A 14241-nucleotide genomic window follows, 5' to 3' on the forward strand; every position below is an offset into this window, starting at 1 on the left:
CCGCCCCCCCGTCAGGTGGTGCTCAGGGGATCACTCGGTGGGAGCCGGTGCCCCCGACGCCCCGGTGCCCGACGCGCCACCGTGCGTGCGGCGACGGTTGCGCTGGCGGCGCGGACGCGACGGAGCGCCCTCGACCGGGCCGCCCGCGGCGGGAGCCTCGGTGCGGCCGGGCTGCGCCTCGGCGGTGGAGGCCGTCGCGCCCGAACGCTGTGCGCCCTCGCGGCCGCCCGAGCGGGCTGCGTCGCGCGAGCCGGAGCGCCCGCTGTCGCGGCCGCCCGAGCGGCCTGCGTCGCGCGAGCCCGAGCGCCCCGCGTCGCGTCCGCCGCGTGCCGACGACGGCGAGCCGCCGCGCTTGCCGGTCTCGCCCAGGTCCTCGAGCTTCTCGGCGTCCAGGCCCGCACGGGTCTGCGCGGACTTGGGCAGGCGGCCCTTGGTGCCCTCGGGGATGTTGAGATCCGTGTACAGGTGCGGCGACGTCGAGTACGTCTCGACGGGCTCCGGGATGTCCAGGTCCAGCGCCTTGTTGATGAGCGACCAGCGAGGCACGTCGTCCCAGTCGACGAACGTGACGGCCGTGCCCTTGTTGCCCGCGCGGCCCGTGCGGCCCGTGCGGTGCAGGTAGGTCTTCTCGTCCTCGGGGCACTGGTAGTTCACGACGTGCGTGACGTCGTCGACGTCGATGCCGCGGGCCGCGACGTCGGTCGCGACCAGCACGTCGATCTTGCCCGAGCGGAACGCGCGCAGCGCCTGCTCGCGGGCACCCTGGCCCAGGTCGCCGTGGATCGCGCCTGACGCGAAGCCGCGGTCGGCGAGCTCGTCGGCGACCTTGGCGGCCGTGCGCTTGGTGCGCGCGAACACGATGGTCAGGCCGCGGCCCTCCGACTGGAGGATGCGCGCGAGGACCTCGACCTTGTCGAGGGCGTGCGCACGGTAGACGACCTGCTTGATGTTCTTGACGGTCTGGCCGCCGTCGTCCGGGTCGTTGGCCCGGATGTGCGTCGGCTGCGTCATGTAGCGGCGGGCCATCGAGACGACCGCGCCCGGCATGGTCGCCGAGAACAGCATGGTGTGGCGAGCCGCGGGCGTGCGCGAGAGGAGCTTCTCGACGTCGGGCAGGAAGCCCAGGTCGAGCATCTCGTCGGCCTCGTCGAGCACGACGCAGCGAGCGCGCGTGAGGTTGAGGTGCCCCTGGTTCATGAGGTCGATCATGCGGCCGGGGGTCCCGACGACGACCTCGACGCCCGCGTTGAGCGTCGCGATCTGCGGCTCGTACGCGCGCCCGCCGTAGAGCTGGATGATGCGGACGCTGCGCTTGGCCGACGCGGCCTCGAGGTCGCCCGCGACCTGCACCGCGAGCTCGCGGGTCGGGACGATCACGAGAGCCTGCGGCTTGCCGGGGGCGGGAAGCTGGTCGAAGCCCTCCTCGCCCGGGGCGACGACGCGGTGCAGCAGCGGCACGCCGAAGCCGAGCGTCTTGCCGGTGCCGGTCTTGGCCTGGCCGATGATGTCGTGGCCCGACATCGCGACCGGCAGGGTCATGGCCTGGATGGGGAAGGGATGGGTGATGCCGGCGTCGGCCAGCGCCTCGACGATCTCCGGGCGGACGCCGAAGTCCGCGAAGGAGACGTCCTTGGCCTGGATGGTCGACGAGAGGGTGCCCTGGGCGTCGTCGGCAGGGAGGTCGGCAGAGGTCTCGGCAGGGCTGAGGTCGAGCTCGGTCGGCTCGATCGGTGTTTCGGTGGTGGTCACTGGTGCCTCGTGGTTCTGATGTCTGGCGCGAGGCGCCGCACGTGCGTGATCGACCCGACGGTTCGGCGGGTCCACGATGCTCCGGGAAGTCCCAGGCAGGTACGGTCTCTCGCGCCTAGTGGCCGGCAGCCGATCGTGGGTATTCGCCGCGAAGACGTCGTCGGGGGTCGTCGGCCGTGAGGCGCGAACCCCGGTTCCGCCCGCGCGCACCGACCGAGGTCGGCGTCGTGCAGTGTCGTTCGCAAGTCTTTCGGCACGGGGTGGGGCTCTGGGAGCGCCCACCGGGGGCCGGGGGATTCGGACGACCGGGCAACCGATGTACCCATCCATACTATCGGACGGCGCCCTCAGGGCGGGACGACGCGCGGTGGGGGGACGGTCGCGCCGCGATCCGCGTCGCTGTGGAGGTCGCTGTGGAGCACGCCGCGCGCTCGGGGGGCTCGACTATCCTGGCCGGATGAGCGAGCCCCAGCACCAGGACCTGACCGACGGTACGGAGAGGCTCGCGACCCACCGCGACGTGATCGGTCTCCTGGGGCTCATCGCCTATACCGAGCTGTCGACGTTCGGGCGCCTCGCGGCCGACGCGGCGAACGCCCCGACCCTCGCGCAGCGCCACCAGCTCTCGCGGCACGCCGGCAAGATGCTCGCCCGCCACGAGCGCGTGCTCGAGCGCATCGCCGACCTGGGCGGTGACCCCGAGGCCGAGATGGGCGCGTTCGACGGCATCTTCGACGACTTCGAGAGCCGTACCCCGGCGAGCACCTGGTGGGAGGGGGTGCTCAAGGGCTACGTCGGGCACGGTGTCGCCGACGACTTCTGCCGGCTCGCGGCCGACGGGCTCGACGACGACTCGCGCGACCTGGTCCTGGAGATCCTGTCCGACGGTGTGGACTCCGAGCGCTCGGCCACCGTCATCGCCGACGCCGCGGCGGCCGACCCCGTGCTCGCCTCGCGTCTCGCGCTGTGGGGGCGACGCCTCGTGGGAGAGGCCCTCGGTCTGGTGCAGACGCTGCTCGCGGAGCGTGACGGGCTCAGCCGCCTCCTCGCGGACGGCGCGAGCCACCGCACCGACGCGGGGACACCCGGTGCGGCCGACGCGACGGGCAGCGCAGCGGACCGGCAGGCCTGGGTGTTCTCGCAGCTCACGGCCGAGCACACGCGCCGCATGGCGCGGCTGGGCCTCGCGGCCTGAGCGGTCGGCTCGGACCGGGGGCTCCCCTCGGGACGACGCGCCCATTCGTCCGTGAACCCGCTCAGGGCACGCCTTCCACGTGACGGCGTGCCCGGCCCGGCATCGATGACGGTGGCCGGGAGACGGATCTTCAGGGACTCGTGACGGTGGCCCGGCCCGGGTGCAGGACCAGCGTGACGAACCCGAGTCCGCCGCGGTATCCCTTGAGCCAGCCGTCGCGGTGCTTCTCGACCTCGGAGAGCACCGCGTGCGCCTCGGGGTGGTCCGGGTTCTCGACCGCCCAGCGGGCGGGTGCCCCCGTCCACGCCCACTCGTAGTCGTCCCACTCCTCCTGCGTGCTGACGTGCCCGTGCACGGTCACCCACCCGTGCCGCGTCGCGAGGTCGACCGTGCCGGGCAGGTCGAGGTACTCGTCCGCCGAGAGGCCCCCGAGGCCGTCGAGGACCGCCGCTGTCGGAGGGGCGGGCCAGAAGCAGTCGCCGAGCAGGAGCAGTCCGTCGGCGGCGAGGTGGCTGCGGGCGGCCTCGAGCGTGGGGCCCAGGCCCCCGAACGCGTACGCCGCGCCCACGCTGAGCACCGCGTCGAACGGCGCCTGGCTCACGTACTCCCGGACGTCGCCCTGGACCAGCGTCAGCCGGTCCGCCACGCCCACGGCAGCCGCCTTGGCCCGCGTCTCCTCGAACCCGACGTCGGAGGTGTCCACCCCCACCGCGGTGAGGCCGGGTTCCCGGCCCAGCGCCCGCAGCAGCCACGTGCCGTCGCCGCACCCGAGGTCGAGAACGCTGCGTCGGCCCCCGGTGGTCCGGTCGAGCAGGCTCTCGACGCGGGCATCGCTCAGCGGAGACGCGATCGGGTGCTCGGAGTGTGCCAGGCGCACGAGTGTGGATCGTCCCATCCCCGGACCCTATGCGAGGAGCACCGGTCGGCACCGGGATCTCTCGCGGTGCGAGCAGGACGACGACCTTCACCGGGACGCCGGGGCATCGTCGGGCGTCGCGGCACCGGAGCCTCTAGCCGGGCAGCTCGTGCTCTCTGCGTCGTGCGACGCTCTGCGCCTGCCCCTCGTGGATGTCGCTCACCCATTCCCAGCCGGGCCTGGCCGACGGGCCGATCCGCGGGTCGTCGGGAGCGGTCCCGTCGCGCAGGGCACGGACGTACGCCCGGTCCAGGTCGATCCGCGCACGTACCTGATCGGCTCCGCAGACGGACCCGTGGCCGGGAACGAGGACGGTGACGTCGTCCGCCACGCCCTCGAGCGCCCTGAGGCCCACGAGGTACTCCTCGATCGGATCGTCGGTCGCTCCGAAGTCGTCGAGCATGGGGACGAAGAGGTCGGAGAGCATGTCGCCGGCGACGAGGACGCCGCGCGCCTCGATCAGCAGGGCCGCATGACCCGGAGCGTGGGCCGGATGCTCGACGATGCGGACGTCCGGGCCGTCCCACGGGATCTGCACGGTTCCGACGGGCAGGCCGGTGACGAGGCCGTACCCGTCCAGCGGTGTCTCGTCTGCGATCTCCGGTGGCAGGCCCTCGGCGGCGCGCTCCCTCCAGTCCGGCTGCGAACGCACGTCGCGCAGGACGGCCGCGCAGCGGGCCGTCCCGTAGCGGGGGGCGTCGCCGAGCCCCGGGTGCCAGAGCACGTGGTCCCAGTCGGGATGTGTCGAGAACCCGGCCACGACCGGCAGGCCCAGCTCGCGCAGGTCGTCGGCCAGGCAGGTCATCTCGGAGCGCGTCAGCCCCGGGTCGACGACCAGGACGCCGCCCCGGCCCTGTACGACGACGGTGTTGTTCTGGAGCAGCTCGCTCTGATGAACCAGTACGCCCTGGGCTACCTGCGTCAGCATGGGGTGCTTCCTCTCGCTCGTCCGACACCTGGTCTGACCGTGGTGCGCGGCAGAACTCATCGCCGGGCGGACGACGAGGGCGGGGCCCCGGCTGAGTCAGCCGGGGCCCCGCCCGTGTCCTGCGCGCGTCGTCCGCGGGACGTCAGAGAGAGCCGAAGCCCACCCGACGCTGCTCCTCGGTGCCGATCTCGACGTAGCCGATCGACGCCGTCGGGACGATGACGCGGCGCCCGCGCGAGTCGAGCAGCTCGAGGGCCGGTCCACCGGCCAGCGCGGCCGAGACCGCTGCCGCGACGGCGTCCTTGGTCTCGTCCGTCTCGACCACGAGCTCGCGGGCCAGGTTCTGCACACCGATGGTGACTTCCACGTGATTCTCCTTCGCGAGCGTCGCCCGCGGGGTGATCCCGCCGGCCACTTGTCGACAACTCCTCCGATACTAACGAGATTCCCGGACGCCCCGGGCGCTCCCTCGCTGGTGGCGGGGGTGCGAGGGGGTGCAGGAGCGGGAGAGTCAGGCCTCGCGGCGGATCATCCCGTGGACGCCGCGCCACGCGAGGGCCGGGACGAGTCGGGTGAGCTCGTCGCTCGTGACGTCGCTGTCGGCCCGGGCGGCTTCTCCCGCGGCGTTGCGGGCGATCGCGGTGCACGTGCGTGCGACGACGATCGCCTCGTGCTCGGTGAGCGTCGTCAGCCGGCCGAGCACGACCGCGAACTCACGGGCGTTGACCTCGTCGGGCTCGAGCACGCGAGCCCGGACCCCCGGGTCGCGCATGACGTCCGACTCGAACAGCAGGCCGGCGGAAGGGCCGGCGCTGCGCGCGTACTCGACGTAGGCCCGCACGATGCCCTCGATCACGGCGAGCCCGTCCAGCGCGAGCGCGTCCTCGTCCGCGGACGACGTCCCCGGTGCCGGGGCGCGGAACGGGGCGAGGACGGTGCGGACCGTGCGGACGAGGGCCGCGCCCTGCTCGTCGACGAGGGCCAGGTACAGGTCGAGCTTGGACGGGAAGTGCCGGTAGAGGACAGGCTTGCTGACGCCCGCCCCCTCGGCGATGTCGTCCATGGTGATGTGGTGGTAGCCGTGGTCGGAGAACAGGCGTTCGGCGATCGTGAGGAGCTGCGCGCGCCGTTCGCCGCGAGGCATCCGTGCGCGCCCGGTACTGGTGGTTCTCGGCTTCTCTGCTACCCCCGACATGCCGCGATAGTACGGGTCCCGGGGAGGCGAGGTGACCGAGGGTGCGATCATGGACACGTGAATTCCCAGGGAGCGCCCGTCGACGGTTCGCAGGCGCACCCGCAGGCGTCCCCGGGGGAGGGGGAAGGGCCAGGTCAGACGCCCTTTCCCGGCCCGACGGCGGCGCACACCTCCCGAGGTCCGCGCGACGGGGCGCGTCCCGGCCGTGCGCTGCGGCGGCGGCGCAGGGCGCGTCGCGGGGCGGGCGCCGCGCTCGTCGTGGTCGGTGTCCTGGGCGGGCTCGTGGCGGGTGTCCTCGGGGCGGGAGCCCCGACGGGTCCTACGCCGCCCGCACCCTCGGGTGCGACGGAGGCCGGTGGAGGCGACGGCGTCGGGCCCGCGGACGCCCCGCTCGACGCCGCGACGGAGCCGTCCGTGGACGGTGCCACGGGCGCGGACGGGGCGACGGAGGCTCGGTCCGAGGACGTCGCGAGCCGGTCGGTCCGCGACCCGCAGCTCGGCGTCGACGGCTCAGGGGTGCTGCCGCTCACGCTCGAGCGGGTCGTCGAGGACGGGTCTGGTCTGGTCGGGCGCGAGGTGGTGACGGACCTCGGGGGAGTCCTGGCGGTCGTGCCGGCCGAGGTGCCCGCGCCGGGGGCGGGGACGGTCCGGACGGTGCGCGTCGAGGTCGAGCAGGGACTGCCCGTGGACGGTGAGACGTTCGCGGACGCCGTGCTCGCGACCCTGAACGACCCGCGCGGGTGGGGCCCGGTCGACGGCGTGACGTTCGCGCGGACGGGCGGGGACACGGACGTCCGCGTGGTCCTGGCAAGTCCCGCGACGACCGACCGGCTGTGCGCGCCGCTCGACACCGGGGGCGTGTACTCGTGCGGCGTGACGGGCGTGGCGGTCCTCAACTTCAGGCGCTGGGTCGAGGGCGCGTCGGACTTCGGCGGCGACCTGGAGCTGTACCGCCACTACCTGGTGAACCACGAGGTGGGGCACGTGCTGGGGCACGGGCACGTGGGCTGCCCGGCGCCCGGTGCGCTCGCGCCCGTCATGGTCCAGCAGTCCATGTCGACCGAGGGATGCCTGCCCAACGGGTGGCCGACGCTGTAGCCCTCGCTGCGCGGCCCGGGCGCCCGGCCCCGGCGCCCGGCGTGGCGCCCGGCGGGGTCCCGTCGGAGTGTGGGTGCCTCGTGATGAGATCTTCGGGTGCTGCACCACCCCGACCTCCGTCTCGTCCTGCCGGACACCGCCTCCGCGGCGCCGGTCCGGCTCGACGCGACCCAGCGTGCCGCGCTCGACGCGGCTCGCACGGCGCCCGCCACGCTCGTCGTCGGGGCTCCGGGCACGGGCAAGACGACCGTGGCGATCGAGGTGGCCGCCCAGGCGCTGAGCGAGGGGGCGGACCCGGCGCGGGTCCTGGTGATCGCGGCGTCGCGGCGCTCCGCGGCCGAGGTGCGCGACAGGCTGTCGGCACGAGCGGACCGGACGGTCAGCGCCCCCATGGTGCGTACGGCTGCCGCCGCGGCGTTCGCGGTGCTGCGGGCGCGGGCCGCGGCGGTCGGCGAGCCGCCGCCCACCCTGATCTCCGGACCCGAGCAGGACCTCCTCCTGGCCGAGCTCCTCGCGGGGCACCTGGACGGGGAGGGCGTCCCGCTGCGCCTGCCGGACGGGCTGCCGGAGGAGGTCCTTGCCCTGCGCGGCCTGCGCCAGGAGCTGCGCGACCTGCTGATGCGTGCGGCCGAGCGTGGCCTGACGCCCGCTGACCTCGACGACCTGGGCGCGCAGCACGACCGCCCCGAGTGGAGGACGGCCGCGCAGGTCTACCAGGAGTACCTCGACGTGACGGCGCTGCGCGTCGGCACCCCGGACCTGGGCTCGCGCTACGACCCCGCGGTCGTGGTCGACGAGGCCGCCGAGGCGCTGCTCGCCTGGGAGGACGAGGTCACCGGCGCGCCCCGGCCCACGTGGGACCTCGTCGTCGTGGACGACTACCAAGAGGCCACCATCGCGACCGCGCGCTTCCTGCGCGTGGTGCACGACGACGGCGCTCGCCTCGTGCTGCTCGCGGACCCGGACACCGCGGTCCAGACGTTCCGTGGTGCGAGCCCGGCCCTGGTCGGGCGGGCGGCGGCGCCCGTGCGACGGCGTGCCGCGGCGGGCGAGTTCGACGCGCGCGTCGAGGTCCTGGGCACGGCGTGGCGACAGGAGGGGGAGCTGCGCGACGTCACCCGGACCGTGACGACCCAGATCGGGACCGTGGCGGGTGCGGTCCACCGTGGGGCCGGGGCCTCGCCCGTTCCCGCGCCGGAGGACGGCGTGCCGCGCGGGGCGTCGGTCGCACTGCTCGGCAGCGGTGCGGAGGAGGCCGCGTACGTGGCCCGCGAGCTGCGCGCCGAGCACCTGCTGCACGGCACGCCCTGGGGCCGCATGGCCGTGGTCTGCCGTGCCGGGGCACAGCTCGCGACCCTGCGGCGCGCGCTCATCGCGGCCTCGGTGCCCGTCGGCATCCTCGGCTCGGACGTCCCGCTGCGCGAGGAGCCCGCGGTCACGCCGCTGCTCGCGATCATGCGGGTCGCGGTGGGCCTGCCGCCCGCCGGGTACTCCCGCGGGCTCGACGGCGTGCGCGGCACCGCCGGGATCGACGACGCCGTGACCCGCGACGTCGGCGACCCCGCCGAGACCCTGATCGAGCGTGAGCCGGCCACGACGGGCGCCGGGTTCGACGAGCTCGACCCCGTGACCGCAGCGGCGCTCGTGACCTCGCCCGTGGGCGGGCTCGACGTGGTGTCGTTGCGCCGCCTCCGGCGGGCGCTGCGGGCGGAGGAGCTCGGCTCGGGCGGCGGGAGGACCTCCGACGCGCTGCTGGTCGAGGTCCTGCTCGACGAGTCGCGCGCCGCGACGCTGCCCGCGAGCGTGCGTCGTGGCGCCGTGTCCGTCGCCCGGGTCGTCGCCGCCGGCCGCGAGGCGGTGCTGGCCCCCGACGCGACCGCGCAGACCGTGCTCTGGGCGATCTGGTCCGCGACCGGGCTCTCGGACCGGTGGCGCGACGCCGCACTGGGCGGGGGAGCCGTCGGGGCGCGGGCGGACCGGGACCTCGACGCGGTCCTCGCCCTCTTCCGTGCCGCGGAGACGTTCGTCGACCGCATGCCGGGAGCGCCGCCGTCGGCGTTCGTGGAGTACCTCGAGTCCCAGGACCTGCCCGCGGACTCGCTCGCGGCCCGGGCCGCGGGCACGGACTCGGTCGCGGCGCTCACCCCCGCAGGCGCGGCCGGGCGGGAGTGGGACGTCGTGGTCGTGGCCGGGGTCCAGGACGGTGTGTGGCCGGACCTGCGGCTGCGTGACTCGCTCCTCGGCTCAGAGGCGCTCGTCGAGCTCCTCGCGGGGCGCTCGCAGGACGCGCACGGCCTGGGACCGGACGCCCGTCGTACCGTGCTCACGGACGAGCTCCGGTCGTTCGCGGTCGCGACCTCGCGCGCGACGCGCCGCCTGCTCGTGACGGCCGTGAGCGACGTCGACGAGGTCCCCTCGCCGTTCGTCGACCTCGTGTGCCCGCCGGCGGGGCCGGACGACGCCGACGGGACCGGCGGCGCGCCCGGCACCGACGACGGGGACGGGCCCGCGGGCCCCGACGAGGAGCGCGACCCGCGCCGCGTCGAGTTCGGGCAGCCGCTCGACCTGCGCGGGCTCGTGGCCTCGGTGCGCAGCCTGCTCGTCGAGGAGATCGTGCGCGGGGACGGTGCCCCGCGAGGCGCGGGGGACCCGGTCGGCGCCTCGCGTCCCGAGGCCCTCGCCGAGCTGCTCGCCGACCTGGCGCTCGCGGGCGTCGGTGAGGCGCGCCCCGAGTCCTGGTACGGCGTCAACCCCGTCTCGAGCACCGAGCCCCTGTGGGGGCCCGAGGACACGGTCATGATCTCGCCGTCCAAGGTCGAGTCGGTGAGCAGGTGCGCGCTGCGCTGGGCCGTGGAGAGCGCCGGTGGCACGGCCCCCGACGCGACCGCGCAGTCGCTCGGCACCCTGGTCCACTCGATCGCGCAGGAGGCGCCGCGGGGGACGCACTCGGAGCTCGCGGCCGAGCTGGACCGCCGCTGGCCGGAGCTCGCGCTCACGCCGGGCTGGCCCGCGACGCAGACCCGCCACAAGGCCGAGGACATGGTCGGCCGGCTCGCGGGGTACCTCCAGGCCGCGGGCGAGCCGCTGCTCGTCGAGGCGCCGTTCGAGCTCGAGATCGGCCGCGCCGTGCTGCGCGGGGTCATCGACCGGGTGGAGGACGCCGGGGACGGTGCCGTGCGCGTCGCGGACCTCAAGACCGGCAAGACCAAGCCGTCGGTCGCGGAGGCCGTGACGAACCCCCAGCTCGGCACGTACCAGCTCGCCGTAGAGGGCGACGTCCTCGACCTGCCCGAGGGCACGCGCAGCGCGGGCGCTCAGCTCGTGTTCGTGGGCGACGGCAAGGACGCCGGGCTGCGGACCCAGCCGGCGCTGGAGCCCGAGCCCGACGGGTCGAGCTGGGCACGCGAGCTCGTCGAGGACGTCGCGGACACCATGGCCGACTCGGTGTTCACGGCCCGGGAGAACAAGCTGTGCTCGGTGTGCCCCGTGCGCCGGTCCTGCCCCCTGATGACGGAAGGCCGCCAGGTGATCGCGTGAGCGCCGAGTCGCTGTTCGACGACCTCGACCTCGGGGCGGTCGCGCTCCCGGCCGGAACCGGCGGGGAGGGGCCGCGCGAGCTGCCCGAGCCTCGCTTCTCGGCCGTGCGGATCGCGGAGATGCTGGGTCGGCCGCGGCCCACGGACGAGCAGGTCGCGGTGATCGAGGCGCCCCTCGCGCCCCTGCTGGTCGTGGCGGGGGCCGGGTCGGGCAAGACCGAGACCATGGCCGCACGCGTCGTGTGGCTCATCGCGAACGGGTGGGTCGCCAAGGAGGCCGTGCTGGGGCTGACGTTCACCCGCAAGGCCGCGGGCGAGCTCGCCGAGCGCGTGCAGTCGCGCCTCCTGCAGCTCGACCGCGCGCTGGGCGATGACGGGGCGGCGCTGTCGATGCTGGACCGGCCCGCGATCTCGACCTACAACTCGTACGCGGCCTCGCTCGTGGGGGACCACGCGCTGCGCATCGGGATCGAGCCGGGCGCCCGGCTGCTCTCGGAGGCCAGCCAGTGGCAGCTCGCGGCGGAGGTCGTCGAGAGCTGGGCCGGTGACCTCCAGACCGACGCCGCGTTCTCCACGGTCGTCGGTGCCGTGCTCTCGCTGTCCGGGGCGCTGAGCGAGCACCTGCTGAGCCCCGACGAGGCGCGCGCGGGCATCACGGGCATCGTCGACACCATCCTGGCGACGCCGCTGGGTGGCAAGCGCACCGAGCACTACGCGGAGGTCAAGCGGCTCCTCGGGTCGCTCGGCGAGCGCCACCGGCTGCTCGACGTCGTCGAGTCGTACCAGGAGCGCAAGCGGACCTCGGACTCGCTCGACTTCGGGGACCAGGTCGCGATCGCGGCACGCCTCGCGCGGACCGTCCCGGCGGTCGGTGCGGGGGAGCGGGCGCGGTACGGGGTCGTGCTGCTCGACGAGTACCAGGACACGTCGTACGCCCAGGTCGAGCTGCTGTGCGCACTGTTCGGCGGGCACCCGGTCACGGCCGTGGGCGACCCGAACCAGTCGATCTACGGCTGGCGCGGCGCGAGCGCGTCGGGCCTGGCGCGGTTCCCCGAGCGGTTCCGCTCGACGGGGCCCGGCAGCACCGGGGCGCCCGCGGACGTGCAGTACCTCAGCACGTCGTGGCGCAACGACCGGGCCGTCCTGGCCGCGGCCAACGTCACGGCCGCGCCGCTGCGCGAGGGGGCCACGCGCGTGCCCGTTCCACAGCTCGACGAGCGTCCCGGGGCGGGGCGGGGCGTCGTGACCGGCGTCTACGCGGCGACGCTCGAGGAGGAGGCCGCCGCGGTCGCGGACTTCGTCGCCGAGCGGTGGCGCCCGCGCACGCGCCGTCAGGAGCGCGTGACCGCGGCCGTGCTGTGCCGTGCGCGCTCGCAGTTCCTCCCGATGGAGGTCGCGCTGCGGGCCAAGGGGCTGCCGGTCGAGGTCGTGGGCCTGGGCGGCCTGCTCTCGACCCCGGAGGTCGTGGACCTCGTCGCGCTCCTGGAGGTCGCGCACGATCCGTCGCGCGGCGACTCGCTCATGCGCATCCTCACGGGGCCGCGGCTGAACCTGGGGGCGGCTGACCTGCACGCGCTGAGCAGCTGGGCGGCGGACCTGGCGCGCCGGGACGCGGCGCGCCGCCCGTCGGCCGACGTCTCGTCCGGCAGCCTGCCCGACGGCGGAGCGTCGGCCGGTCCGTCGGGTGCGGCGGGGCCGGGGGAGGCGGAGCTGCCTGGCGTGGCCGCGGACGGGACGCTCACCGTGGTCGAGGGCGACGTCGTCGACCACCGGTCGATCGTCGACGCGCTCGACGACCTGCCGGCCCCGGGGCGCCCCGCACGCGACGGGCGCGTGCTCACAGAGGCCGGGCACGCGCGGCTCGCCGCGCTGTCGACCGTCCTGCGGGACCTGCGCGGGCAGACGTACCTGTCGTTGCCGGAGCTCGTCACGCAGGCCGAGCGGGCGCTCGGGCTCGACATCGAGGTGACCACCGCCGCGACCCTCGCCGCCGGCGGGTACGGCGAGGAGGTCGGCGACCGCGGTCGCGCGCACCTCGACGCGTTCCGTGACGTCGCCGCGACGTTCTCGCAGTCCGCGGACCTGCCGACGCTCGGCGCGTTCCTCGCGTGGCTCGGCACGGCGGGGTCGCAGGAGCGCGGCCTCGACCTGCCCGTGCGCGAACCCGACCCCGACGCGGTGCAGATCATCACGGTGCACGCCTCGAAGGGGCTCGAGTGGGACGTCGTCGCGGTGCCCGGCATGGTCGACGGGATCTTCCCCAGCACGGCCGTGGGCGACAAGGGGCCGACCGACAGCGGCTGGTTCACCGGGCTGGGCAACCTGCCCTACCCGCTGCGCGGCGACGCCGAGGACCTGCCCGTCTTCCGCTACGAGGTCGCGGAGGACGCCAAGGACCTGGACGGTCGCCGCAAGGAGTTCCTCGCGGCGAGCGGTGAGCACCAGGTCGACGAGGAGCGCCGCCTCGCCTACGTCGCGTTCACGCGCGCCCGTGCCGAGCTGCTGCTCGCGGGGTCGTGGTGGCGCGACGCGACCAGGCCGCGCACGCCCTCGCCGTTCCTCGTCGAGCTGGCCGAGGCCGGGATCATCAGCGACGCCGACTGGGCCGGCATGCCCGAGAAGGACGAGACCAACCCGCGCGACGAGCTGGTCCACGAGGCCGAGTGGCCGCGCGGGGAGCCGGGGGCGCCGGGGGCCGACGGGTCCGGCACCGGTCCCGGGGAGGCGGGGGCCGCGACCGAGGGGTCCACCGCACCGACCGGCGTGGGGGCTTCTGCACCGCCCCCCGAGCCGCGCGCTCGTGCGGTCGTGCGGGCCGCGGCGGACCGGGTCCGTGAACGGATCGGCGCCCGCGCGCCGCACCCGGCCGCTGCCGGTCCCGGCCGCGACACGGGTGCGGTCGCGGAGGGTCGGGTGCCGCTGCTCGACGCGTCGGGCACGGACCTGCGCGAGCTCGCACGCATCCTGCTCGAGGAGCGCGACCGCCGTGACGCCCGCAGCAGCGAGATCTCGTTCCCGGCGCACATCTCGGCGTCCGGGCTCGTGCGTCTGGCTGCGGACCGGGGCGAGTACGCGCTGCACCTGCGGCGCCCCGTACCTGCGCAGCCCACGGTGCACGCGCGACGCGGCACGCAGTTCCACCTGTGGGCCGAGCAGTACTTCACGTCGTCGTCGCTGCTCGACGTCGACGACCTGCCCGGTGCCGACGACGAGGACATCTCGCCGGACCTGGACCTCGACGCGCTCCAGCAGACGTTCCTCGCCTCGGAGTGGGCGGGACGTACTCCGCTCGCCGTGGAGGTCGACGTCGAGACCCCGGTCGGCGGGATCATGTTCCGCTCGCGCATCGACGCGGTCTTCCCCGAGAGCCCCGAGCACGCGCACGGCGCGCAGGACGCCGTGGTGGTCGTGGACTGGAAGACGGGCAAGGCCCCGCGTGACGCCGAGGCCCGGCGCACGCGCGAGGTCCAGCTCGCGGTCTACCGGCTCGCGTGGTCGCGCTGGTCCGGGCTGCCGGTCGAGAAGGTCAACGCGGCGTTCTACTACCTGGGCTCGGACGAGACCGTGCGCCCCGAGCGACTGCTCGACGCCGCGGAGCTGGAAGCGCTGGTGGCTGGTTCCTGA

The 14241-nt window shown here is 75.1% G+C and carries 9 protein-coding genes; 4 read left to right on the forward strand and 5 right to left on the reverse strand.

Features of this window, described 5'->3' with window-relative positions; all coding sequences use genetic code 11:
• Nucleotides 1–30 precede the first annotated feature (30 nt).
• Nucleotides 31–1749, reverse strand: a complete 1719-nt coding sequence (locus H9623_RS10825) for a DEAD/DEAH box helicase (protein WP_193720061.1) — start codon at nt 1747–1749, stop codon at nt 31–33.
• A 457-nt stretch (nt 1750–2206) separates the two neighbouring features.
• Between H9623_RS10825 and H9623_RS10830 the strand changes: the two genes are divergently transcribed.
• A complete protein-coding gene (locus H9623_RS10830; protein ID WP_193720062.1) occupies nt 2207–2944 on the forward strand; it encodes a ferritin-like fold-containing protein in 738 nt (245 codons plus the stop codon).
• A 130-nt stretch (nt 2945–3074) separates the two neighbouring features.
• On the opposite strand, the gene H9623_RS10835 is transcribed toward H9623_RS10830, so the two are convergent.
• The 4 genes from H9623_RS10835 to H9623_RS10850 form a co-directional block, all read right to left on the reverse strand.
• Nucleotides 3075–3839, reverse strand: a complete 765-nt coding sequence (locus H9623_RS10835) for an SAM-dependent methyltransferase (RefSeq protein WP_193720063.1) — start codon at nt 3837–3839, stop codon at nt 3075–3077.
• Nucleotides 3840–3954: 115 nt separating this feature from the next.
• A complete protein-coding gene (locus H9623_RS10840; RefSeq protein WP_193720064.1) occupies nt 3955–4788 on the reverse strand; it encodes an MBL fold metallo-hydrolase in 834 nt (277 codons plus the stop codon).
• A gap of 142 nt (nt 4789–4930) precedes the next feature.
• Complete coding sequence (locus tag H9623_RS10845) at nt 4931–5155, reverse strand: DUF3107 domain-containing protein (RefSeq protein ID WP_193720065.1); 225 nt, start codon at nt 5153–5155, stop codon at nt 4931–4933.
• A 144-nt stretch (nt 5156–5299) separates the two neighbouring features.
• Nucleotides 5300–5983, reverse strand: coding sequence for a TetR/AcrR family transcriptional regulator (locus tag H9623_RS10850; protein ID WP_193720066.1), 684 nt, complete (start codon nt 5981–5983; stop codon nt 5300–5302).
• Between the two features lie 57 nt (nt 5984–6040).
• On the opposite strand from H9623_RS10850, the gene H9623_RS10855 reads away from it, so the two are divergent.
• From H9623_RS10855 to H9623_RS10865, 3 genes are all read left to right on the forward strand, one after another.
• Nucleotides 6041–7081 carry a DUF3152 domain-containing protein gene (locus H9623_RS10855; protein ID WP_321575394.1) on the forward strand — a complete coding sequence of 347 codons (1041 nt, stop codon included), beginning with the start codon at nt 6041–6043 and terminating at the stop codon, nt 7079–7081.
• 99 nt (nt 7082–7180) lie between these two features.
• On the forward strand, nt 7181–10618 hold the full coding sequence (locus H9623_RS10860) for an ATP-dependent helicase (protein WP_227748533.1): 3438 nt from the start codon (nt 7181–7183) through the stop codon (nt 10616–10618).
• A 119-nt stretch (nt 10619–10737) separates the two neighbouring features.
• Nucleotides 10738–14241: an ATP-dependent DNA helicase gene (locus H9623_RS10865; protein WP_193720140.1), complete on the forward strand. Its 3504-nt coding sequence runs from the start codon at nt 10738–10740 to the stop codon at nt 14239–14241.

The organism is Oerskovia douganii (assembly GCF_015142735.1).
Taxonomy (GTDB): domain Bacteria; phylum Actinomycetota; class Actinomycetes; order Actinomycetales; family Cellulomonadaceae; genus Oerskovia; species Oerskovia douganii.

Coding starts and splice junctions, on each gene's coding strand:
- H9623_RS10840 (WP_193720064.1), bottom strand. CDS start 4,788: ATGCTGACGCAGGTAGCCCAGGGCGTACTGGTTCATCAGAGCGAGCTG.
- H9623_RS10835 (WP_193720063.1), bottom strand. CDS start 3,839: ATGGGACGATCCACACTCGTGCGCCTGGCACACTCCGAGCACCCGATC.
- H9623_RS10850 (WP_193720066.1), bottom strand. CDS start 5,983: ATGTCGGGGGTAGCAGAGAAGCCGAGAACCACCAGTACCGGGCGCGCA.
- H9623_RS10830 (WP_193720062.1), top strand. CDS start 2,207: ATGAGCGAGCCCCAGCACCAGGACCTGACCGACGGTACGGAGAGGCTC.
- H9623_RS10865 (WP_193720140.1), top strand. CDS start 10,738: ATGCTGGGTCGGCCGCGGCCCACGGACGAGCAGGTCGCGGTGATCGAG.